The 23023-nt window shown below is 43.9% G+C and carries 18 protein-coding genes; 2 read left to right on the top strand and 16 right to left on the bottom strand.

The window, feature by feature from the left end:
• Positions 1 to 21: 21 nt before the first annotated feature.
• From hpaX to ACGF7G_RS10450, 10 genes are all read right to left on the bottom strand, one after another.
• Positions 22 to 1398 carry a 4-hydroxyphenylacetate permease gene (gene hpaX / locus ACGF7G_RS10495; RefSeq protein WP_387465284.1) on the bottom strand — a complete coding sequence of 459 codons (1377 nt, stop codon included), beginning with the start codon at positions 1396 to 1398 and terminating at the stop codon, positions 22 to 24.
• Positions 1399 to 1496: 98 nt separating this feature from the next.
• Positions 1497 to 2303 (bottom strand): 4-hydroxy-2-oxoheptanedioate aldolase, encoded by an 807-nt coding sequence (gene hpaI, locus ACGF7G_RS10490; RefSeq protein ID WP_387465281.1) that lies wholly within the window; start codon positions 2301 to 2303, stop codon positions 1497 to 1499.
• Positions 2304 to 2314: 11 nt separating this feature from the next.
• Complete coding sequence (hpaH, locus tag ACGF7G_RS10485; RefSeq protein WP_133813613.1) at positions 2315 to 3118, bottom strand: 2-oxo-hept-4-ene-1,7-dioate hydratase; 804 nt, start codon at positions 3116 to 3118, stop codon at positions 2315 to 2317.
• A 4-nt stretch (positions 3119 to 3122) separates the two neighbouring features.
• Entirely contained in the window at positions 3123 to 4595 is a 1473-nt protein-coding gene (locus ACGF7G_RS10480; protein WP_387465279.1) for an NAD-dependent succinate-semialdehyde dehydrogenase, read from the bottom strand.
• Positions 4585 to 5814: a Bcr/CflA family multidrug efflux MFS transporter gene (locus tag ACGF7G_RS10475; RefSeq protein ID WP_387465276.1), complete on the bottom strand. Its 1230-nt coding sequence runs from the start codon at positions 5812 to 5814 to the stop codon at positions 4585 to 4587. Before ACGF7G_RS10475 ends, ACGF7G_RS10480 begins: the two co-directional genes overlap by 11 nt.
• 2 nt (positions 5815 to 5816) lie before the next feature.
• Positions 5817 to 6203 (bottom strand): 5-carboxymethyl-2-hydroxymuconate Delta-isomerase, encoded by a 387-nt coding sequence (locus tag ACGF7G_RS10470; RefSeq protein WP_387465275.1) that lies wholly within the window; start codon positions 6201 to 6203, stop codon positions 5817 to 5819.
• A 13-nt stretch (positions 6204 to 6216) separates the two neighbouring features.
• Entirely contained in the window at positions 6217 to 7095 is an 879-nt protein-coding gene (hpaD, locus tag ACGF7G_RS10465) for a 3,4-dihydroxyphenylacetate 2,3-dioxygenase (RefSeq protein WP_387465273.1), read from the bottom strand.
• Positions 7096 to 7159: 64 nt separating this feature from the next.
• A complete protein-coding gene (hpaE, locus tag ACGF7G_RS10460) occupies positions 7160 to 8626 on the bottom strand; it encodes a 5-carboxymethyl-2-hydroxymuconate semialdehyde dehydrogenase (RefSeq protein WP_387465270.1) in 1467 nt (488 codons plus the stop codon).
• Positions 8623 to 9387, bottom strand: coding sequence for a fumarylacetoacetate hydrolase family protein (locus ACGF7G_RS10455; protein ID WP_387465268.1), 765 nt, complete (start codon positions 9385 to 9387; stop codon positions 8623 to 8625). The genes hpaE and ACGF7G_RS10455 overlap by 4 nt, the downstream gene beginning before the upstream one ends.
• Positions 9384 to 10016 (bottom strand): fumarylacetoacetate hydrolase family protein, encoded by a 633-nt coding sequence (locus ACGF7G_RS10450; RefSeq protein ID WP_387465267.1) that lies wholly within the window; start codon positions 10014 to 10016, stop codon positions 9384 to 9386. Before ACGF7G_RS10450 ends, ACGF7G_RS10455 begins: the two co-directional genes overlap by 4 nt.
• Positions 10017 to 10402: 386 nt before the next feature.
• On the opposite strand from ACGF7G_RS10450, the gene hpaR reads away from it, so the two are divergent.
• Positions 10403 to 10849: a homoprotocatechuate degradation operon regulator HpaR gene (hpaR, locus tag ACGF7G_RS10445; RefSeq protein WP_133813621.1), complete on the top strand. Its 447-nt coding sequence runs from the start codon at positions 10403 to 10405 to the stop codon at positions 10847 to 10849.
• Positions 10850 to 10926: 77 nt separating this feature from the next.
• Here the strand turns inward: hpaR and ACGF7G_RS10440 are convergent, their stop codons facing one another.
• The 6 genes from ACGF7G_RS10440 to ACGF7G_RS10415 form a co-directional block, all read right to left on the bottom strand.
• Positions 10927 to 11670: a 4'-phosphopantetheinyl transferase gene (locus ACGF7G_RS10440; protein WP_387465265.1), complete on the bottom strand. Its 744-nt coding sequence runs from the start codon at positions 11668 to 11670 to the stop codon at positions 10927 to 10929.
• 45 nt (positions 11671 to 11715) lie between these two features.
• On the bottom strand, positions 11716 to 12729 hold the full coding sequence (locus ACGF7G_RS10435; RefSeq protein WP_387465264.1) for a fimbrial protein: 1014 nt from the start codon (positions 12727 to 12729) through the stop codon (positions 11716 to 11718).
• A 221-nt stretch (positions 12730 to 12950) separates the two neighbouring features.
• Positions 12951 to 13916 carry a fimbrial protein gene (locus ACGF7G_RS10430; protein ID WP_387465262.1) on the bottom strand — a complete coding sequence of 322 codons (966 nt, stop codon included), beginning with the start codon at positions 13914 to 13916 and terminating at the stop codon, positions 12951 to 12953.
• Positions 13917 to 13943: 27 nt separating this feature from the next.
• Positions 13944 to 16424, bottom strand: coding sequence for a fimbria/pilus outer membrane usher protein (locus tag ACGF7G_RS10425; RefSeq protein WP_387465259.1), 2481 nt, complete (start codon positions 16422 to 16424; stop codon positions 13944 to 13946).
• A 23-nt stretch (positions 16425 to 16447) separates the two neighbouring features.
• Positions 16448 to 17116 (bottom strand): molecular chaperone, encoded by a 669-nt coding sequence (locus tag ACGF7G_RS10420; RefSeq protein ID WP_387465257.1) that lies wholly within the window; start codon positions 17114 to 17116, stop codon positions 16448 to 16450.
• A gap of 50 nt (positions 17117 to 17166) precedes the next feature.
• Positions 17167 to 17676 (bottom strand): fimbrial protein, encoded by a 510-nt coding sequence (locus ACGF7G_RS10415; RefSeq protein ID WP_387465255.1) that lies wholly within the window; start codon positions 17674 to 17676, stop codon positions 17167 to 17169.
• Between the two features lie 2392 nt (positions 17677 to 20068).
• Between ACGF7G_RS10415 and ACGF7G_RS10410 the strand changes: the two genes are divergently transcribed.
• Positions 20069 to 23023, top strand: a 2955-nt coding sequence (locus ACGF7G_RS10410) for an amino acid adenylation domain-containing protein (protein ID WP_387465254.1), incomplete at its 3' end; no start/stop codon positions are given.

Raw genomic sequence — 23023 nt, 5'->3', positions numbered from 1 at the left:
TTTTTCCTTTATTATTGAAAATTACGTTGTTGCTCTCGGTCTGAAATGTTTCATTGGGATCGCACAAATAATGGCTGCGCCAATGACCAGTAATCCGGCAACAAAATAGAGACCCGTATTAAAGCTTCCTGTCTGATCTTTCAGCCAGCCGATTAATAATGGGCTGAGGGCTGAACCTATGTTACCTGTGGCGCTAATAACTGCAATGCCGATCGCTCTGGCGCGTAAGCTGATAGCTTGATCCGGCGTTGTCCAGAAGACCGCCATTGCGGTAAATGAACCGGTTGAAGCCATAATAATCCCAATCAACTGAATGAGACTGTGGTTGGTCAGTGAGGTCAATATCCAGCCCACAGCAGCGAACAAGTAGGGCAGAGCAGTATGCATTTTACGTTCTTGTAACCGGTCTGAACGGCGACTCCAGTAAACCATCCCGATGATGGTACAAAACTGAGGAATGGCGGTCAAAATACCGATCGTGATGTTACTGCTGCCCTGATTGAAGCTTTGCACAATCTGTGGCGTCCAGATATTAATCGCGCTCAGTGTGTTAGTCAGGCAGAAATAGGACAGGGTATACATCAGCATAATCGGCGTGAAAATTTCATGCCATATACTGCGTTTTTGCATAGCTTGATGAGTTGATGAGCCTGCCGGTTGAGCCGGAGCAGGTTGGTCGTTATCCATCATCTCTTGTAAGCATTTTTTATCTTCATCAGTCAGCCATTTGGCTCGCTTTGGTGAATCATCAAGGTAGAACCAAACAATAATCCCCAGTAAGACCGAAGGAAAACCTTCCAGTAGGAACAGCCATTGCCAGCCGTGAAGGTTCATCAGGCCATCCATTGCCAGAATGTAACCGGAAGCCAGAGAACCAAACGCCATGGTCACCGGCATTGCCACCATAAACAGCGCATTGGCACGGGCGCGATAGTGAGCCGGGAACCAGTAGGTCAGATAGAACAGGATACCCGGTACGAAGCCCGCTTCGGCGATACCGACCAGCATACGCAAGATGTACAGACTGGTTGGCCCGGTGGCGAACATGGTGGCGGTGGAGGAGATCCCCCAGAGCACCATGATCGTGGCTATCCAGCGTCGCGCCCCGACAATACTGAGCATGATATTGCTGGGAATACCGAAGATGACATAAGTGGCATAGAACAGCGTTGCGGCCAGACCGAACATCGTCGCGTTCAGCCCAAGATCTTTGCCCATGGTCAGGCCGGCAAACCCGATATTAATTCGATCCAGAAACGAGAATACAAATAAGACGAACAGGAAAATAATCAGGCGACGGAATAGCTTGTTAATGACAGATTGCTGTTGTGCCGTTAGCTGTTTATGTTGACCCGCCGGGAGATCCGGCTGTTGCGCGGCAGTGGATGAATCGCTCATTGTCATTTTCCTTAATCTACTGTTTTATATGTATTACGTTGTTTAGGAAATCAAAAGCTTATCGGGTAAATTGGTTGTTAATACTGTGATTGCTGAGATTAATAGACACTGGATGCAGGTGCTGCCGGAAGGTCTTTACCTGCGCCAAACCGTGCCGCCAGCGCTTCTGCCGCACGAGCCAGTAACGTTGTGTCGATACCAACAGCGACAAACAACGCGCCGAGTTTCAGGTAATGTTCAGCAACATCAGGTGCTGACATCAGAATACCCGGTGCTTTACCCGCCGTTTTGATTTGAGCGATAGCCTGCTCAATCGCCGCTTTCACTTCGGGGTGATGTGGATTATTGGTAAAACCCATATCGGAACTTAGATCCGCCGGGCCGATAAAAACACCATCCACACCGTCTACTTTAAGAATCTCCGGCAAGTTACGCAGTGCTTCGCGGGTTTCTACCTGAACCAGAACGCATATTTCATCGTTGGCGCGATGCAGGTAATCAGGGATCCGGTTCCAGTGGGCAGCTCTTGCCAGAGCGCTGCCCACGCCACGAATACCCTCCGGTGGGTAACGGGTGGCGCGAACCGCTTCGTAAGCCTGTTCGGCATTTTGTATCATGGGTATGAGTAAGGTTTGGGCCCCCACATCCAGTAGCTGCTTGATGATCACCAGATCATTCCAGGGCGGGCGTACAACCGGATGGCTTGGATAAGGTGCGACTGCTTGCAATTGGCTCAGAATAGTCTGAACGTTGTTCGGCGCATGTTCGCCATCGATCAGCAGCCAGTCGAAACCGGCTCCGGCCACTAATTCTGCGCTGTAGGAGCTGCAAAGCCCCAGCCATAAGCCGATTTGTGGACGTCCTGCTTTTAACGCCTGTTTAAATTTGTTGGTTAATCGATCCATATTTCTCCCCCTTAAACGAAACGGCAACTGATGGAACCGAGTGGGCCGTAATCCACATGGAAAGTATCCCCTTTACGTGCCGGAACTGGGCGGGTAAAAGATCCACCAAGGATGATTTGCCCTGCTTCAAGTTGAACACCGTGTGGTGCCAGTTTGTTTGCTAACCAGGCAACACCGTTAGCCGGGTGATTAAGTACTGCTGCTGCGACCCCTGATTCTTCAATCACGCCATTGCGATAGAGCAGGGCGCTGATCCAGCGCAGATCAAACTCGTCTGGCTTAATCGGGCGGCCACCCATAATCACACCGCCGTTGGCGGCATTATCAGAAATCGTATCGAACACTTTGCGTGGGCGTTGGGTTTCCGGATCGATGTTGTGGCAACGGGCGTCGATCAATTCCAGCGCCGGAATGACATAATCTGTCGCATTGTAAACATCAAACAGGGTGCAATTCGGGCCACGCAACGGTTTTGCCAGTATGAATGCCAGTTCGACTTCAATACGGGGCACAATAAAGCGGTCGCATGGAATATCGCTGCCATCAGGGAAAAACATATCATCCAGCAGAGCGCCATAGTCTGGTTCGCTGATTTGTGAACTGGCTTGCATGGCTTTGGAGGTCAGGCCAATTTTGTGGCCTTTGAGTACGCGACCTTCCGCAATTTTCAAATTCACCCATTCACGCTGGATGGCATAAGCGTCGTCAATGGTGATTTTAGGGTGATCTAACGAGATCTGGCGTATTTGCACACGACTTTTCTCTGCCTGATGCAGACGGTGTGCAACCTGTGATACGACTTCTTTCTGTAACATGCGGTTAAGCTCCTGTGTCTTCTATGCCACCAAAGCAGAGGTATTTCACTTCCAGATAATCTTCGATACCGTAACGTGAACCTTCACGTCCCAGTCCAGATTGTTTAATGCCGCCAAATGGCGCGACTTCATTAGAAATCAAACCTTCATTGATGCCGACCATACCGCTTTCCAGCGCTTCCGCCACACGGTAGATCCGGCCGATATCACGGGAGTAAAAATAAGCCGCCAGGCCGAATTCAGTATCATTTGCCAGATGAATGGCTTCTGCCTCATCACGGAATTTGAAGAGGGGTGCGATAGGCCCGAATGTTTCCTCACGGGAGATAAGCATGGATTCAGTGACGTCAACCAGCACGGTAGGTTCGAAGAATAAACCGCCCAGAGCGTGTGATTTGCCGCCAGCCAGTATGCGTGCGCCATGAGCAACGGCATCACTGAGGTGTTCTTGCACTTTATCGACAGCTGCTTGATTGATCAGCGGGCCTTGCTGTGATTTGACATCGCTGGCCGGGCCAACTTGCAACGCATTGACTGCTTGTGCCAGACGTTCTGAGAAGGTGTCATAAACGGTTTCCTGAACCAGGATACGGTTAGCGCAAACGCATGTTTGACCGCTGTTGCGGAATTTAGCGGTAAGTGCACCCTGTACAGCGGCATCAATATCTGCGTCATCGAAAACAATAAATGGCGCATTGCCACCCAGTTCCAGTGACAGCTTTTTCACCGTATCGGCGCTTTGGGCCATCAGTAATTTGCCGACACTCGTTGAGCCGGTAAACGAGAGTTTGCGCACAATCGGGCTTTGGGTCATAACACCGCCGATAGCCTTAGCATCTTTTCCCGTGACAACATTCAGTACGCCAGCGGGGATGCCTGCTTGTTCAGCCAGTGCGGCTAAAGCCAGAGCTGAAAGTGGTGTTTCTGCGGCGGGTTTCAGTACCACAGTACAGCCAGCGGCCAGTGCCGGGCCAACTTTGCGGGCGATCATGGCATTAGGGAAGTTCCACGGCGTAATGGCGGCGACAACGCCGATAGGCTGTTTGATCGTGATGATCCGGCGACCGGGCAGCGGGCTTGGGATCGTTTCACCATAGGTCCGTTTACCTTCTTCCGCAAACCACTCGATGAAACTGGCGCCATAAGCGATCTCTCCCATCGCTTCCGCCTGCGGTTTCCCTTGCTCCAGACTCAACAATTCTGCCAGAGCCTGTTGATTCTCCATCATTAACCGAAACCAGCGTTGCAGAAGCTGGCTGCGTTGTTTGGCGGTCATTGCTCTCCAGGCAGGCAGGGCTTGTTGAGCAGCGGCAATTGCCCGTTCTGTTTCCGCCGCGCCCATATTACTGACGTGTGCAATAACCTCGCCATTTGCCGGGTTAGTCACCTTAAACGTGACTTTGTTATCGGCATCAATCCATTGCCCGTTGATATAAGCCTGCTGGCGCAATAGTTCTGTATTCACATTATTTGTCATTGTTTTTTTCTCCTGAAAACACTTGGATGAGTTGCGTCTGTTGGTAAGAAGTTGCCAGTAGCTGGCATAACCAACTCAACCCGGCGCAAACGGCCATCACAAGGGCCATAGCAAAAGGGGTTTCATCTTGTAATAAAGAGACGGCAACGCTGGCGAGTGCTGCCATCGCGAATTGCGAAGAGATAGCGAGTGCGCTAGCGCTGCCGGCAAGTTGACCACGATGTTGAAGCAATAGGGAGAGGCCGTTAGTACCAATGGCATTAACCAGCGATATTACCAGCATGACCAAAATAACGATAACAGTCAGATTTTGCTGATAAAAAATAACCAGCAAAATACCAAACAGTAATTGAGCGCTGGTTTGGATAAATAACAGACCAGAAAGGTTATAAAATTTCAGTAACTGAACATTGATCAGCACCATCGCTATCATGCCTAGTGCATTACAGCCGAACAGTAATCCATAGTAGTTCGCCGGAACCTGAAAGTAATTGATATAGACGAAAGGTGAACCACTGATAAAAGCGAACATGGCGGCGCAAGTGAATGCCAATGTGCCGATAGTTGCCATTGCTTCACGGTCAGCCAGCAATTTGCCGTAGTTTTTAAACGCGGTGATAAGTTTTCCACTATCATTATTAGCAGGCAGCGTTTCTGGCAACAAAAATAATAATAATAACCCACTGATACAACCGACCAGCGTCAGCAAAATAAATATGGCCTGCCAGTTGAAATAGGTTAATAGTAAACCCCCGAGTAAGGGGGCGATAAGTGGCGCGATCATTGTCACCAGCGTCATCAGTGACAGCACCCGGGGTAATTCCGCTGGGCGATAGATATCACGGGCGATGGCTCGGGCCATAACAACTGCCGCGCCGCTGCCAAATGCCTGTAATGCACGCAGTAAAATCAAATGTTCAACTTGCGTCACCCATGTACATGCCACACTGGCGACGACGAATAACGCCATGCCACTGAGCAACAGCTTTCTGCGTCCTAAACGGTCGCTCAATGGGCCATATAACAGCATGCCAATGCAAAAGCCGGCGAAAAATGCGCCCAGAGTATATTGCATTTGCCCTTGTGTCGCCTGTAGTTGCCTTGCCATTTCCGGCAAGGCTGGCAGGTACATATCAATCGACAAAGGCCCGAATGCCACCAGCGCACCCAATAATGGGATCAGCCAGCGCGGGGGATGTTGATTAAAGGGCTTCGGCATCACTATTCCTTACGAAATAAAGCGTGAACATTGTTTTGTTTGTAGTTCAGTACTGGGTCCAATTCTTCCATCGAAAAAGAGAGGGCGAGGTAACGCTGTGCTATCAGTGAGGCAAAATGTTCTTTGATCAGGCTGAACAGCATCTCGCCAACCTGTTGACGACTTTCAAGGCTGCGCCCGGCACCGATTTTCAGCGTCATATGGACGAAAGCGTAATCATGTTGACCGTCAGCCATGTGCCAGGTATCCAGCCAGACAGCACGGCTGCGTATTCCCGCTAATGGAAAAATGCCGGTATCTGCCAGCGCTTGATTCACTTTGGCAAACAGCGCTGGCAGATTGGCTTGTTCACGGATATTTTCCGTACATTCAGCATAAAAATGTGGCATAGGTGACTCCAAATCAGGCTGTGGCTTGCGCATCGGTAATGTCATCAGGCAACGGGAATACCGCGTTGACTTGCCCGGTGCCGGAACTGGGGAACAGTTCGGTCAGGAATTCTACCTTACCGTCATATTTATCCCAACCAAGCAGGCCTAGCAGCATCACGGTATCGTGCATATTGCCTTCGCCGTAGCAGTAATCTGCATATTCCGGCAGCATCTTGCAGAACTCTTTGAATTTGCCCTCTTTCCAAAGCTGTACCACCCGGCGATCCATCTGTTCATCAAATTCGCGGGTGTAGCTGTTCATGCCCTCTTCTGCGCGCTGATCATCAATAAAGCGGTGAGAAAGAGAGCCGCTGGCCAGCACAGCAACTGTGCCGTCATATTTCTTAATCGCTTTCAGAATGGCTTCCCCAAGACGACGGCTGTCTTCAAAAGCATGAACAGTACAGAATGCGGAGATAGAGATGACTTTAAAATGTCGGTCGCTATTCATGTAACGCATTGGTACCAGCGTGCCGTATTCCAGTGTCAGGCTTGGGATTTCATGCGCCTGAGCGCGCACGCCCATATTGCGTGCCTCTTCCGCGATCATTTGTCCCAATTCAGGGTTGCCGTCATATTCATAACTCATATCGCGGATGAAATGTGGCAATTCATTACTGGTGTAAATACCGGAGAAATGGTCGGCACAATTGATGTGATAGGCACTGTTTACCAGCCAGTGGGTATCAAACACGATAATCGTATCGACACCCGTTTCACGGCAACGACGGCTGATCTCTTTGTGTCCGTCAATGGCTCCCTGACGGCAACCATGATGTTTTCCCGGCAGTTCAGAAAGATACATTGATGGCACATGTGTAATTTTGGCCGCTAACGCTAACTTACCCATAAAATCCTCATTTGATATCAGGACGGCGAACCGGAATTCGCCGTGGTTAACGCTGATGAAACCGTTATATCCCCCAACGTGGGATTGGATGATCCCCCATAGAGATACAGACGTTTTTCATCTCTGCAAACACGTCAAAACTGTATTCACCGCCTTCACGACCGGTACCGGAGGCTTTCACTCCGCCGAATGGCTGGCGCAAGTCGCGGACATTCTGGGTATTGACGAATACCATGCCGGCTTCAATATTACGGGCCAGACGCAATACTTTGCTGACATCCTGCGTCCAGATGTAAGAAGCCAGACCATATTCCACGTCATTCGCCAGGCGCAGGCCTTCGGCTTCATCTTTGAATGGCAACAAACACGCGACAGGGCCGAAGATCTCTTCCTGCGCAACGCGCATACGGTTATCGACATCCGCCAGAACTGTTGGACGCAGGAAGTTGCCGCCTTTCAGGTGTTCCGGCAAATCAGTGGGTTTATCTGGGCCGCCGGCCAGCAGCGTTGCCCCTTCTTCGATGCCCAGGCGGATGTAACCGGAGACTTTTTCCCAATGCTGTTTGCTGATAAGCGCACCAACCTGCGTGCTTGGATCTTGTGGATCGCCAACTCGCAGACGATTCGCACGTTCAGCAAAACGCTGCACAAACTCAGGGTAGATGCTTTCTTGAATAAAAATGCGTGAACCAGCGGTACAACGTTCACCATTGATAGAGAAAATGGTGAACAGGGCGGCATCCAGTGCGCGTTCAATATCGGCGTCTTCGAAGATCAGAACCGGCGATTTGCCGCCCAGCTCCATTGAGTATTTTTTCAGGCCGGCATTTTTCATGATCTGGCGGCCGGTTGCGGTACCGCCGGTAAAAGAAACCGCTCGAACATCGTGGTGTTTCACTAATGCATCCCCGGCAGTGGCGCCGTATCCTTGCACTACGTTTAAAACACCGGCAGGGATACCTGCTTCCAACGCCAGCTCTCCCAGACGGTTTGCAGTTAATGGGGAGAGTTCTGACATTTTCAGCACCGCAGTGTTACCCAGTGCCAAACAGGGGGCGACTTTCCAGGTCGCGGTCATAAATGGCACATTCCACGGCGAAATCAGCGCACAAACACCGACTGGCTGCACCAGCGTATAGTTGAGCATCTTGTCGTCAACCGGATAGGTCCGGCCATTCATTTGCTGACAAATCTCAGCAAAGAAGTTGAAGTTGTGAGAAGCGCGTGGGATCAGGACATTTTGCGTTTGATGAATAGGCAAGCCGGTATCTTTGGTTTCCATTGCTGCGATTTCAGGCACATTCTCATCAATCAGCTCACCCAAACGGCGCATCAGGCGTGCACGTTCTTTCATCGGCAGATCAGCCCATTTGGGGAAGGCTTCTTTTGCTGCGGCCACCGCTTGATCAATCTCTTCCTGACCACCGGAAGCCACTTCTGCCAGCACTTCGCCGCTAGCCGGGTTGGTGGTTGCAAAATACTCTTTACTGCTGACGTTTTTGCCGTTGATCCAATGATTAATCATTGTCATGACAGGCTATCCTCATATTCTTGCTGGCTGACAATACGATTGACCAGACGCCCAACGCCTTCAACCTCAACAATAACTTCATCTCCCGGTACCACATCAGACAGTCCTTTGGGTGTCCCGGTGGCGATCATGTCTCCCGGTTGCAGCGTCATAAAGTCGCTCAGATAGGCGATCAGGAATGGGATATCGAAAATCAGATCGGCGGTGGTGCCGCGCTGACGCAATTCACCATTGACCCAGGTGTTTAATGTCAGATTATGCGGATCCGAGACCTCTTCTTTATCAATGATCCACGGGCCGATGGGGGTTAGCGTGTCGCGGCTTTTTACCCGGAGGTTAGGGCGATAATAGTTTTCCAGATAGTCACGGATCGCGTAGTCGTTACAAACCGTGTATCCGGCAACGTAATCCATCGCCTGTTCTTTGGCGACTTTATGGGCGGTTTTACCGATGACAACCACCAGCTCGGATTCATAATGCATGTATTCCACATGATCCGGGCGGACGGAAACCTGACGATGGCCGATCAGCGTATTGGCTGCCTTGATAAAAACCAGGGGTTCTTGCGGTGGTTTGAATTCAAGTTCAGTGGCGTGATCGGCGTAGTTCAGGCCGAGGGCAAACAGGGTTCCGTCTGCGGGTGGCAGCCATTGGACGGATTCACTGCTGACTTTGTTGCCATCCGGCAGGCAGACATTTTCCTGATCATCAACCGTCACATTCAGATCCTGCCCCTGATAACGAACTCTTGCGTGTTTCATGCTTTTTCTCCTGCTTGCACAACCTGATTCTCCAGCGATGGGAAACCTGCTGCCCGGATAACCACGTTGTCACCTGGTTTGATGGAAACCCGTTGATGCGGAGTGCCAAGCAAGATCACATCACCTTCTTTCAAGGTGGCGAAATCACTTAATGCTGCGACCAATTCCGTAGTTGAACGCACCAGATCGGTTGTTGACCAGCGATCAACTTCCTGACCATTGATTTCAGTAATGATATCCAGCGCATCAATTGATTCAGGATTGATCATTTGACCTATAGGGCAAAAACCATCACGACATTTTGCTTTAATAGCCGGGCGATAGAACGCCGTTTCAGGCAGGCTGACTTCATTGGCTAATGCATAACCTGCGATATATTCGGCTGCGTTTTCAGCGGTGACTTTACGTGCGGCTTTACCTATCACCAGCGCCAGTGTTGCGCCGCTCTGAACCTCTTCCCCCGCAGGATGGGGAATAACGTCACCGGAGGTAATAACGGTATTTCGCGGTTTGATAAACCATACCGGGGTCTTAGGAAGGGTGTTATAAGGCGCTTGTTGAAATGAGTTATGCCAGAAATCGACCTGGCTCTGATGGTTGAGGGCTACGGCGAAGACAGTGCCTTTCATTAACGACTCCTCTGAGCTTAAACAGACAGCTTTAAGATGCATTTATTAATATATTAATAAATCATAAATCGATTTGTTGCAATATGTTAATGTGTTTGTTAATTTTAATTGTGATCTCAGTAACAATATCTCTGCTAAATTTGTTTTTTATCATTATTAATCAACATGTTAATATTTTTACAAATAAAATCATTACTATTGTATTAACTTTTTATTCACCTCGTTTTCAGGGTTTATTTTTGTTTACTTATTAATATTTTTATGATTTTTTCTTTGTGGTTGATAGAGTGACGTGCTAGTCTTTTTTATTGTGGTTATAGAGTGACATAGACACTCTCGACAGAGAGTAAATCAGTGATTAACTAAGATGAGAGCCTTCATTACCCATGCATGAATCTCTGACAATTGCATTACTTCAGGCGCGGGAAACCGCGATGGGTTTTTTCCGCCCAATCCTTAAGAGTCATAATTTGACTGAACAGCAGTGGCGTATTATTCGTGTGTTGTCTGATAACCGGTCAATTGATTTTTATGATTTATCTTGCCAGACCTGTATTCTTCGTCCAAGTCTGACGGGGATATTGACTCGCATGGAACGTGATGGATTGATTTTTCGTCTTAAACCGATGAATGACCAGCGCAAACTTTATGTCTCTTTGACGCAGGATGGTCAGAAACTTTATGAAAAGGCGAAAGAGCAGGTAGAACAGGGATATCAGGCCATTGAAAAAGCCTTTTCACCGGAGAAGATGGCTCAGCTTTCAGTATTGTTGGAGGAGTTAATTGCTATAGGTAAGAATTCGCCGGGAAATATGGATAAGGAAACGAAATAAAAATTTTATTCAAAATGATGATGATGAATAACAGTAAAATTGCTGATCAGGGCGGTATCAGCAATTATTATTTCGGACTACTGAATAATCAGCGTTAATATTTCCTGTGGATAGATAATAAATTGCCCACGGAATATTGTACCTGCTGGATAATAAGGGGAGAGTGTTTCCCGTAACACTAATGTTATTTCATTATTTTCGAGGGATAGGGCAGTAATTTCAGCCGCGTCAAAGCCAAAGAACCGTTTTACTTGTGGATAAAGTGCTTTATACAAGCTTTCTTTTACCGAAAAAGCGAGAGTAAACGCCTGTTCAAAGGGTAAATGACAATGTTTCAGGAGTTGAATCTCCCGGTCATTCACGATCATTGTTGTGAGTTCATCCATATTTTGACGGCTAACAATAGTTTCGATATCGACACCAATTAATCTGTTATTCGTTTGCGGTGCTGCCAGCACAATTGCACAATGAGCTGAATGAGAAACAGAACCGCAAATATCCTTAGGCCAGATTGGGGCGCGATCATTGCCTGAGATCAGATTAAACTCCGGTTGCCCTAATTGTGCTAAAAGTTGTCTGGCGCAATAACGTGCTGCCAGATATTCAGCCCGCCGTTTATTGACGGCTTTGGCTAATTGAGCTGGGAAGGGGAGATCTAACTGTTCGAACAGTTCATCGTGATAATGTGACAGATCAAAACGGGCTTGCCAAAGATGTACCTGAGGATACTGAATAACGGTTCCATACTCGATTCGAGTGATAAAGCCATTGCCATATTCTGGCAGCGGTGCCTGAGCGGTGTGTATAACTGTCTGTTCCATGTTGATTATCCTGATAATGAAATATGCTACAGTCTATACTTAATATCACTCATATTGAATTGTGAAATGTGCGATAGCGTTAGCTTTTCCACCTGTTATTTTCTCATCGGTTTGGTAATAACGGGCGGTGAAAGGTAATGTATAGGTAGTGTTTGCTGTTGCATATCCGAAAACTAGCGGACTTTCCAGAGAAACAGGTGTTGTTCCCATATATAAGATTTGTATACCAACGCCTTTAGCTGTATTTTTACTATTATGGTTATTTAATTGAATAACACTATCTGGGGCATAATTTACTTTTTCTCCTGAAAAAGTAATTTTGGGCTTAACATTTTTTGTACATTTAATTTCGATATTAAAACCCGCATTACCCACAGTAGAGCCTATACCTTTAAATAAAGAACTATTCACACGACCAAAATCTACCATTGGCCTTGGGGTTGTTGTTGAGCAAGTTTGTGTTTTTATCGTATAGTTAGTTCTAGTTTTTATTCTTATTAATTCTGTACCTGTAAATGTCTGTAATATAGCAATCTTTCTTGGCCTGAGTACTTGCCCTGATGGTAACATCCCTGCTTGGTAAAGATAGACACTAATTTTTCCTATATCTTTTAAGGTTATTCCATCTTTATATTTATAAATGTAATTACTGCCGCTTGTTGTGGGTAATTTCATATTTTCTTCTTCTCCAGAGGCAATAAGATAGAAATAGAGATTATCTATTCCTGTGGTTATCATGCCTGTGCCATGAGGCGTATTTCCAGGTTTAGATGGATATACATCTCCCATAAAAATAAGAGGCTCTCCGGTTGGATCACAATTATGGGGATTAAGAAGAGGTGTGTTTTCATTAATATTCATCAGTTGGGCGAGTTGCAATGGTCTGAACTCGCCAACAAGAATGCTTTTTTTCTCATTTATATTGGGATTAATGTTAACACTATTAAGTTCAATATCTAAGCTGATTTGTCTTGCATTTAATAAGCAGCGTGCGTATGTTTCTGTAATACTGAGTAATATTAATGTAAATATTGTGATTATCATTAAGTAGCGTTTCATATATATTCCAGTTGAGATTTATTCTTAATTACCGATAATTCAATGAAGCCAGAATAATGCTATTATCTTTCTGATGTAATTTACTGATGAAATTAATATAGCAGACTTATTTGTTGTATAAGTCTGCGTCTAATTCCAGGTTAACACGACTGCGGAGAGTTTCGCTTTTTATATGTTAACATAATGTTAATATGCTAATCTCAATAGAGGGAGTTGTAAAGCTATTTGTATTCAATTGTAAAATGTACTGTGGCATTCGCTTTTCCCCCAGTTATTTCATCACCGGTTTGATAATAGTGGGCAGTAAGTGGTAAATAATAGAGCTTTTCTTCACTACTTCCCCATTTGGTTATATTAAGAGGTGTGTTCATATAAACAGGTCTATTTTCATGTAACAATTGAACACCAATACCGTTGGCTGTATTCCCATCGCCGTATTGATGCAGTTTAATAATGTTATTTAGGCTTGGGCTTACTACCTCCCCTGAGAAACTAATATCAGGGATATTTTCATCTTTACATTGAATCACAATATAAAAATCATTACCACCGGCTATAGAACCTTTACCTTTAAATGCAGAAGAATGAATTTTTCCGAGTTTTATTTCTTTATAGGGGGTTGATGTCATGCAGCTTTGACTGCCAATGATATTGTCCTTGTTATATACGATATTTATTAATTTTTTACCATCATCTGTTGATAAAGAAGATATCAGTCCTTTTTTTAGTATAGAGCCTGATCGGATATCTCTTTCTTGAATAAGCTCAATTTTTATTTTCCCAATATCTCTTAAGGTTATTTTTTTATTGATACCATCATGAGAACTACCATTTCCATCATAAGATACGAAAAAATATAAATTATCTACACTTGTATTTATCCAGCCACTATCTTTAGATAGTTTAATTTCACCTGATTTTGTTCTATAAACTATGTTTTCATTATTATCACAGGTAGCAACAATTGCATCGGCTTTAATTTCCGCTTTGTTAGCCAGCTCCATTGGGCCATATTCAGCGATGGTAATAGGTCTTCGAATATTAAAATCCGCATTGATAATTTCATTTATATTAACATTTAAATCAATAGCTTTAAATTTTTTGTTTAATGTACATGTAGCAATTGATTCTGTAATATTGAGTAGTGTCAGTATTGATATTGCCAGTATAATTAATTTATTTTTCATATTGTTCCGGGATAAATATTATTTTAGTTACTGACAACTCAATGAAGCCAGGATAATACCATTATTTTTCTGATATAATTTACTGTCGAAATTAATATAACAGCTTTGTTTATCGCCTAAATCAGCTTTTAATTCTGCTGTGTCGCTGACGCCACTAAGGAAGACTTCACTTCTTTCATTCACCATACCGTCGACGCCATTCTTACCGGTGATGACCGTTCCGAAAGGGAGTTTTTTACCTTTATGCTGTAAAGTTAAAAATACTCTATGACCCACGCGAATCGAATAATCCGCCAGTACCAATGCGCCTTTGGTTGGAATAACTTTAGCTGTCGGGTTGTCAATATCGACGTCATCACCGAATGTATTTGTATCAAGAGATAACGAGTTTTCCCGATATTGCGATATATAAGGAACAACGGTATATCCCCGCCAATCTGTACTGATAGAAGTATTATTAAGTACTTTTGCGTTGACTGCCCCAGGGGCGCGGATTAAGGCACTGGCACCGCTTTCGCTGATATTTTGTGCCAGTGTAACGCCATAGGGATGGGCAATAATTGCTCCCTCTAATCCATAATTAATGCGTTGATTTTTACCATGATCCGTGGTGTAACCGGCATTAATTGAACCATATGAACCTCTATAATGCAGGCTGGCGGCATTACCTGATTCTTTTTCTTTCTCTGATTTTTGGTAACTGTAATCCTGAGACACCGTATAAGTTAGATTTTGTTGTTCCAGTAAAGAACCGGATAATGTCATCGAATGCTGGCTGTCACCGTTTGTATTATAAGAGGTGTTATAATCTACGGTTGCACTGTGATAACCTGATGGCAGCCACTTGTCCAAAGGAACACTGATATTGAGTAAAAAAACCTGATCGTTATTAATTCGTGAACGATTACGGTAATAATTGTAGCTCAACGATAAAGAGATATCATGAATACTGGTGTTATAAGACATAGAATATGACTGATTCTTGCTGGTTTTATCTTGCCAGTAATCTTGTTGCCAGGCAGATAATGAAAAATTGCCATATTGACCTAAACTCTGGCCCATTGTTATTTGCATCCGGTTTTTTGGCGAGTTATTTTGGTGATTATCAGTAAATTGGTGGTTATTATTGGCATCGCTAAAGCTGTAATAACCATTGGTATTGTAGCGATAACCCGCTAATGTCACTGTTGTATTGGTCGCGGTAAAACCTTTGCTGTAACGGATTTGATAAGACTGGCCGGTTTTCTTTTCTCCGGTTGGGAAATGCGTTTTTGCATTTGTTACATCTATTGACACTGCACCAAATGAGCCGAGATTATGCCCTAAGCCTAATGCACTGCCTAAATAGTCAGGAGAAATAATGGTGCCACCATAAATCGTGGTGCTGTCCCATAGCCCGTAAATCGCCTCTGTCTGAATAAACCTTTTTTTACTGGTTTGTTTGCCGCCACTGAATTTACCGAGATTAGCCAGGTATTTTATTTGGCCTTCACGGATCATCAACGGTGAGGCAGAAAAGGGTTGAGTAAATTTCCTGACTTTGCCATTTTCTTCATAAATAGATACTTCCAGATCACCATTTAGGTTGCTGGGATAAATATCGATAATTTCAAAAGCACCCGGTGGAACAAAAGTTTGATAAATAAGATTATCTTTCTGATGGATTTCTATTCTGGCGTGAGTCATGGCAATACCGCGAACAACAGGAGCAAAACCTTGCTGGCTATCTGGCAGCATTTGGCTATCAGACATCAATTTGACACCATTAAAAGTGAAACTATCGAATACCATACTGTCGGTTGATGTTTCACCCAATACCAAACGGGATCTTAATGGGCGAATATCCCGTTCAGCATAGGCTTTAAGTGATTTCCATTCAGATGTTGTGTTATTACGGCTGTAATAACTACTATGGCGAACACGCCACGGACCTAAATTAACACCACTGCGTAAATTCAGATATTGATTCTGTTCACGTTGATTTTTATTCCAGGATTGCATCCCTGTCAGATGATAATTGGTGAAAAACATGGGCAAACCATCATTCCACTGATCAGGAGAGATATCACCCCTGATTTGTGATCTCATTGCCGCCTGAGGAAAATTCAGGTGCAAAGTAAGCTGGCTTAAATCCAGTTCTGTTGATGCCTGTTTGATATATTTCTCTGGTTGAGAAATGATTTCTTGTTCAGAAAGTGACGCTAATTCAGGAAAGCTTTCTATTTTTACCCCAATTTCCTTTAGAAAGCTGACAGATAACTCAGGGCAAAGTTTATTTCCACACTCAATAAAGGCGAGATTTTTAATGCCGATATCTTTCTTATTGACAATAACATTCACTTTATAGATGCCTGGAATGTGAGAGTTTGTTTTTGCCAAGCTATCCAGGTTAATATTTTCTCGGTCTTCATCTGATAATTGTAATGCATTGATATCAAAGTACAGCTCTGCATATACTGGTAATGATAAACAATAAGCAATTAAAGCAAAGCTGATTATCTTTTTCACAATACTCTCATCAGATCATTTTATTAGAAACTAAACAGGCGCTCTTCTGTTGTGCCGCCGTAATCATTGATAGCAGTCAGAGTCACCCTTTTTATGCTACTTTTGGTTGGAAATACCTTATCGCTAAAAGGCGGGATAAATCCGGGTTTATCGATTGATTTCCCATCAATTTTCATCTCATTAAGATTAACGTAATAGGCAGTGGGGTTGGTTAACTGAATACCATTGGTATTACGTGATATTTCCAAACGATTGATTGCATTATTAGCGTCATTATCAGATAGCCCAGTTGGACGATAAATCAGTTTGATAATGTTTTTTATCGTGATAATCATTTTGCTGTTGTCATTTTTTTCCACTGCTGGAATCGCGTTGACATTTAGCAAAAATATCGATTCCCGATCAGATGGCAGATGATTACCGATATATGAAACACGGATCTGATGTTCGCTCTCTTTCGACACTTTAAACAGTGGTGGCGTAATAACAAACGGTACTTTGTTTTGACTGTTATCGATATTATCTACCCACGACTGAACAAGATAAGGTCTTTCTGTGTCCGAGTTGGTGATAGAAATAGTGGCTTCTTTTTGTGAGCCATTATAGATAAGGCGAGTGCCGCCTAAGGTAATCCCTGCTTGTACTTGTCCCATAAAAAGGACAAGTAAAAAGGGAGTAATAAAGCGAAGCATTTTTACTCCTTTAGTTGTAAATAAACTTTAATAAAATTTTTAACTAAATTTTATGGGTAGATAAGTGTGAAGTTTACATCTGAATTAATCTCACCATCACCTATTGTAGTATGGGTCGATTGTAATTTTGCTATAAGAGGAATTGTGGCTTTTTGTGCTGTGATTGTATAACCGGATACTTTTGTATTGGCATCTATTTTAGTTCCATTATCTTTAGCTAGAAGAATACCTGCACCAGAAACCTTTGTGGAGTATAGAGTAGGATCATGAGCATCTTTTGTGCCAATAAATTCGATACCAACAGCTGAACCTGGGCAACTAGTTAGTTCTATAGAAAAACTCTTAGTAATTGCCACAGTTCCTAGTGTACTTCCAAGAGCGCTTTTAGATATTTTTCCAAAATCAATTGTTTGCTCTTTCCCGCCACTGCTACTAATAGTACAGCCGTTATTAATAATTGTCCCTCTGAATTTAATGACTCCATCATAAGACAACGCATTGAAACTGGTAAAAATCCCCAATACCATAGCCAAAGAAACCCAAATAAAATTCTTTCTCATTTAAAAATACCTTACCTTAATAAAGATGTGTGTGATTTTTTTGTACAATAAAACTATATACCAAACCAGAGTTATAATTTAATGGTTGATTATATAATTGAATTAATTTACATAGTGATATATAACTCGATTGAGTTTCTACCCCTATTTTTATATGCCTTTGATTTTTTACGCAGCGTTTTTTACTGATAAATAATTCATCAGTAATTTCTGTGATTTTTTCTATATACATCATCATGTTTGTTAATAATAATCTTTGATATTAATTTTAACCCAAGAAGTGATTTTTCTCCAAAATATCATTTATGACTGAAAGTTTCTTAATGTTATTAATAATGATTCTTATTCTTATTAAAATATCGCGAGTGTTAAGACACGATAAATTTTCATACCAATCACGAAATTTTTACAAGGTAATTGTTATAATGTAGTGAAAAGCTCTTGTGGGCAAGATATATACATGGATAAATTTATTTTTATTGTCTGTTGAGCGGATGTCCACTAGTGAAATAACTGCATTAATAAAAACGAACTATCACTGTTAAGCTCGGTACATGTATCTTACACAGAGATTTACACCAATGTTCTGACTGAGTCAATCATAGTGCTGTAGTATTAATACAATTAGACAAATTGCCATCTTGATTATAACTACGATAGCAACGAATTTTTCTTAATATCATTAACTTGTTTTCAAGTTGGAGCTTTCATCTTTCTTTAGGGCTATTCTCATGCGATGGAGAGGAGTATTAACTAAAATATGATCTTTTTCAACAACTTAAATTAAAAAAGAGTGTTTTTTTTCTGTTTTATAAAAATATCTTGTTATTTCATAATGTTATAATTATAAATTAATCGTTTGATTTGATGTGTTTGTATGTAACTTTCAGATTTAAACAACTGATTGAATGATTCGAACAGAGTAAATAGTAGTGATATTTATTATCTAATCTAATGTTTTATCATTAATAATGATATGAATCAGACGATTTAGTTCGTTTTTTCTGGTAGTTTGTTGGAATATTCTATTGTTAATGAACTGTCCGTGTATTTTATGATCAAAATCATTATCGATAGCTTTAATTGTGAAGATTTAATCATTAACTAGGCAGAAATAACTGTGTTAGCAAGGGCTCATAAACAGGATCTTTAGCGCCAACCTGTTATTTTAGATAGAAAAAGGCTTTATTTATGATCTGATAATTGTCGCCAAACAAAATACCGAGATCAGAGAATAAAGCCGATGACAATTATCGCCACAAAACTTCAGTTAATGCCATTCTTCCAGTCACACTTTTCTTGAAAAAACCGTCCGCAGATGTGACTTTATCGGACGACTCAGAAATATTGGGCCACAGTCTCCGGTTCTTAGTCTGATAGCCGCGTTGAGCAAAGGAAATTGTACCGCCTCCATCTCTGACCTGCATCGGCAGTTTAACGGTATGTACCTGAATGAAAAACAAACTATGATAATCCAGTATGTGTTTTTTATACCGGATTTTTTCACATTGAAACTAAATAAGGGAAATGATAACTGCCATGTAAATTATTTGGTCAGATTTCTTCGTTATTATTGCTGTTATTATCTATTATGTGATCTAAATCGAGTTTTATTATTAGTTTTAGTTTGTTTTGTTGATCGTCCCAGTATCAAAACCATATGCTTAATTGTAGAGTTATTATTGGAAATATTTCTTGTCGGTGCGTACATGCAGTATGTAAGAACGATTTGCTTTGTTGGTCCTTCGGACCACACTAAAATGCGTTCAAAAGCGCTCTTTTTTGTCTGAGTACTGTATAGGTTCGTTCTTTATTAAAAATAATGACAAATAAAATAACCCTATGGAATAGACAATAAGAGTGAAAACGCAGTAGAGAGCAATCTAAATGAATATGTTGGGAGGAGCATATGAATTGAATTTCGTTTTAGTTTGAACCATGTGTTGGTAAATACTTCTGAACGTCTGAAAAATCGCATCAAGGAACGATCTAACTGTAATACATCTCATTACAAGCAATATTTTATTGTATTAATTGCCATGAAATAATACCGAATGTGGCGGATTCACATGATAAGTGCAGTCAATAAAAGTTGAAGGAGTTTATCTAAAAAATAGGAACAGAAATGGAATGTCTTATTCCGATTCACCAGAAGAATCATTTACTTTGTTGTTAGGAAAATTATTGTTACGTAGTTGTTGATTTTATAACTATTAATCGGGCTATTGCATTTAAAGCCTGATAGAAAGTGCTGCCTAAGTATCTTAATTAATGCTTGATGTGTTCGTTGCATTCTTCTCCAGTCAAATAGACAAAAAGTAGGAAAAAACGTCTGTGGTGACTCCCGGGATTAATAGTCTTCAAATATCTAACAAATTCGTTGAGGTAATAGATGAAAGGTAACATTGCTACAGCGGGAAATGTTCTTAAAGACGAAGCTCTCTCTCAGATGTCATGTGAAAATATAACTCATAATACGTATGATACATCGATTCCACCACGAGAATGCATTGTGGTGGGGGGAACAACCCTGGCGGTGTTTTGCGTCGAGCAAATTTTGGCGGCTGGACATACCATACAAGCAGTGCTGCCTACTGATACTGTTCTACAAACATGGGCTGCCCAGCAAGGGATTGTTTGTGTGAACTCAGTTGATGCATTACAGGAACAAATTACGTTACACCCTGCCGATTGGCTTTTTTCAATCGTTAATCCAATCATCCTGCCGGTGTCGCTCATTGAACAAATTCGTGGCGGGGCTTTTAATTATCATGATAGTCCTTTGCCTCGTTATGCGGGCAGTCATGCAACGTCTTGGGCGCTGTTAGCGAGGGAAACATCGTATGCCGTTTCTTGGCTCTGTATTGAAGGCGATGTGAATGCCGGAAACATCGCGGTGCAATGGCCGGTATCGATTGAAGAACGGGATACGGTTTTCTTATTGAATCTGAAATGCTATCAGGCGGCTCAAAAAGGATTTGTTGAACTACTGAAAAATCTGGGACGCGACGCACTGGTGACTTATCCTCAGGATCTCTTGCAACGGAGTTTTTATGCTCAGTCACGTCGCCCCGATTGGGGGGGATATTTGTGTTGGGAGCAGTCGGGAGAAGTCCTGTCAGCTTTAGTGCGGGCATTAGATTTTGGGGAGAATTATTTAAATCCATTGGGTTGCCCGAAGCTATTACTGAAACAGGGCCCGGTACAAATTTCCTGGCTTCAGCGGTTGAACACGTGCTCTGATAGCGTACCCGGTACGTTGATTAGTGTGGAGGAGGATGCCTGGCAGGTGACGACCGGCAGTGAGGATGTCCGGATTGGGGGATTCGCCACCCTTGAAGGTCAGTTGCTGTCTGCCAGAGAGCTTGCCGATATATCGGAACTTAGACCGGGCAAACAGCTTCCTTTATTCTTCTCACAACAAGCGCAGAATGTAAAAGATACCCTTCAAGTACTCGCACCCAGTGAACCATTTTGGTATGAGCGTCTTGCTTCATTGCAACCACTCCAGTTGCCTTTTGAAATGATTGGGGAACAGGTAGAACCCCGATGGGGGATGAGCCCCTGGCAGCCTCCATTACTAAAAAATGCTGGAGAAGATCCATTACAGGCATTATTGCAGGTATTCGTTATCTATCTTGCGCGCTTGACTCAGCAGACTGAACTCCAAATCGGCTGGTGTGTGGATGGGGCAGAAGATAAATCAGATATATTGACCGGGTTGTCATCGGTGGTGCCGATGGTTGTTGAGGTAGCGTTTGATAAGCCGTGGTCTGTGGTAGCTGATTGGATTGATAACGAGCTTATCCAATTGGCACGGCACTGCACATTTAGTCGTGATCTTCTTTCCCGTTCTCCTTCACTGCGGGCTATCCCGGAATTAAGAACAAGCCGACCGTGGCAGATCGCCGTTTCTGTGATACAGGATGACAAATCGTGTGATCAGGCGGTGCCGGGCGAATTGCTGACGCTGCAAATCAATGCGCAGGGCGGTTTTCGTTGGATCTACGATGAAAACCGCTTGAGCACGGAAAAGGTTCTGCGCATGGGTGAACATTTACAGATGCTGGCAGAGTCAAAAAGGCAGGGAGAGGAAGTTCCTGTCTGGCAGCTTAATTTGTTGTCTGAAGCTGAACGTACCTTGCTACTGGAAACCTGGAACGCCACGGAAACCCCTTATCCTGATCCATTATGTATTCACCAATTATTCGAGCAACAGGCAGAACAGGCCCCGCACGCCACAGCGTTGGAATATCAAGAACAGACCCTCAGTTATGCGGAACTGAATACCCGTGCTAACCGGCTGGCTCATCAACTGATTGCGTTGGGCGTCACACCGGACCGGCGGGTAGCGATTTGTGTGGAGCGCTCCCCGATGATGGTGGTGTCATTGCTGGCAGTGCTGAAAGCTGGCGGGGCTTATGTGCCGCTGGATTCAACTTATCCGAGGGAACGTCTGGCGTATATTCTGAGTGATAGTGCGCCGTCAGTGGTGCTGGTTGATGAAGCTGGCCGGGCGGCGCTGGGCGAACAGGCGCTGGTAGGCGTGACGATATTCGACCCGAATATTCAACTTAACCAGCCTGACAGCAACCCGCAGATCCCGACGTTGACGCCCCAGCATCTGGCCTATGTGATTTACACCTCCGGTTCAACCGGGCAGCCGAAAGGGGTAATGGTGGAACATCAGGCGATTTATCAACGTTATCTGGGCTTTAATGATACCTATGCCGTTACCCCGCAAGACCGGCTATTGCAATTTGCCGCGTTTGCGTTTGATGTTTCAGTGGAAGATTTCTTCTCGTCATTATGCAACGGGGCCACACTGGTTATCCGGGATGATAGTTGGCTGGCTTCGATACCAGAATTTGTTGCCTTAACCCGGCAATATCGTATTACGGTGATGTCACTGCCGACTTTATTCTGGTCTGAACTGGCGGCCAGAGATCCGGGATTACCGCTGCCGGATTGTCTCCGGCTCATCATCATTGGGGGTGAGGCGGTGAAAAAGAGCGCCATTCAGGCGTGGTTTAAGCAGGCAGGCCACCAGCCCCGGCTATTGAATGGTTATGGTCCGACGGAAAACACCGTGACGGTGACCTATAAGGATGTGTTATCCCCGGAAGATGCCCGTTCTATCGGCCGACCGGCTAAAAATGCCCGTATCTATCTGTTGGACAAATATGGCGAACTGGTACCTGCGGGTTGCGTGGGCGAGATGTACATTGGTGGTGTGGGTGTGGCTCGGGGTTATCTCAACCGGCCAGCGTTGAGCGTGGAACGTTTTATGCTGGATCCTTTTAGTCCGGTATCCGGCGAACGGATGTATCGCTCTGGGGATTTGGCC

Origin of the sequence: Photorhabdus sp. RM323S, from assembly GCF_042879375.1 — a bacterium.
In the GTDB taxonomy this organism is placed as follows: Bacteria; Pseudomonadota; Gammaproteobacteria; order Enterobacterales; family Enterobacteriaceae; genus Photorhabdus; species Photorhabdus tasmaniensis.
This window is presented reverse-complemented; position numbering and strand designations above follow the sequence as displayed.

Coding starts and splice junctions, on each gene's coding strand:
- hpaX (WP_387465284.1), bottom strand. CDS start 1,398: ATGAGCGATTCATCCACTGCCGCGCAACAGCCGGATCTCCCGGCGGGT.
- hpaI (WP_387465281.1), bottom strand. CDS start 2,303: ATGGATCGATTAACCAACAAATTTAAACAGGCGTTAAAAGCAGGACGT.
- hpaH (WP_133813613.1), bottom strand. CDS start 3,118: ATGTTACAGAAAGAAGTCGTATCACAGGTTGCACACCGTCTGCATCAG.
- ACGF7G_RS10480 (WP_387465279.1), bottom strand. CDS start 4,595: ATGACAAATAATGTGAATACAGAACTATTGCGCCAGCAGGCTTATATC.
- ACGF7G_RS10475 (WP_387465276.1), bottom strand. CDS start 5,814: ATGCCGAAGCCCTTTAATCAACATCCCCCGCGCTGGCTGATCCCATTA.
- ACGF7G_RS10470 (WP_387465275.1), bottom strand. CDS start 6,203: ATGCCACATTTTTATGCTGAATGTACGGAAAATATCCGTGAACAAGCC.
- hpaD (WP_387465273.1), bottom strand. CDS start 7,095: ATGGGTAAGTTAGCGTTAGCGGCCAAAATTACACATGTGCCATCAATG.
- hpaE (WP_387465270.1), bottom strand. CDS start 8,626: ATGACAATGATTAATCATTGGATCAACGGCAAAAACGTCAGCAGTAAA.
- ACGF7G_RS10455 (WP_387465268.1), bottom strand. CDS start 9,387: ATGAAACACGCAAGAGTTCGTTATCAGGGGCAGGATCTGAATGTGACG.
- ACGF7G_RS10450 (WP_387465267.1), bottom strand. CDS start 10,016: ATGAAAGGCACTGTCTTCGCCGTAGCCCTCAACCATCAGAGCCAGGTC.
- hpaR (WP_133813621.1), top strand. CDS start 10,403: ATGCATGAATCTCTGACAATTGCATTACTTCAGGCGCGGGAAACCGCG.
- ACGF7G_RS10440 (WP_387465265.1), bottom strand. CDS start 11,670: ATGGAACAGACAGTTATACACACCGCTCAGGCACCGCTGCCAGAATAT.
- ACGF7G_RS10435 (WP_387465264.1), bottom strand. CDS start 12,729: ATGAAACGCTACTTAATGATAATCACAATATTTACATTAATATTACTC.
- ACGF7G_RS10430 (WP_387465262.1), bottom strand. CDS start 13,916: ATGAAAAATAAATTAATTATACTGGCAATATCAATACTGACACTACTC.
- ACGF7G_RS10420 (WP_387465257.1), bottom strand. CDS start 17,116: ATGCTTCGCTTTATTACTCCCTTTTTACTTGTCCTTTTTATGGGACAA.
- ACGF7G_RS10415 (WP_387465255.1), bottom strand. CDS start 17,676: ATGAGAAAGAATTTTATTTGGGTTTCTTTGGCTATGGTATTGGGGATT.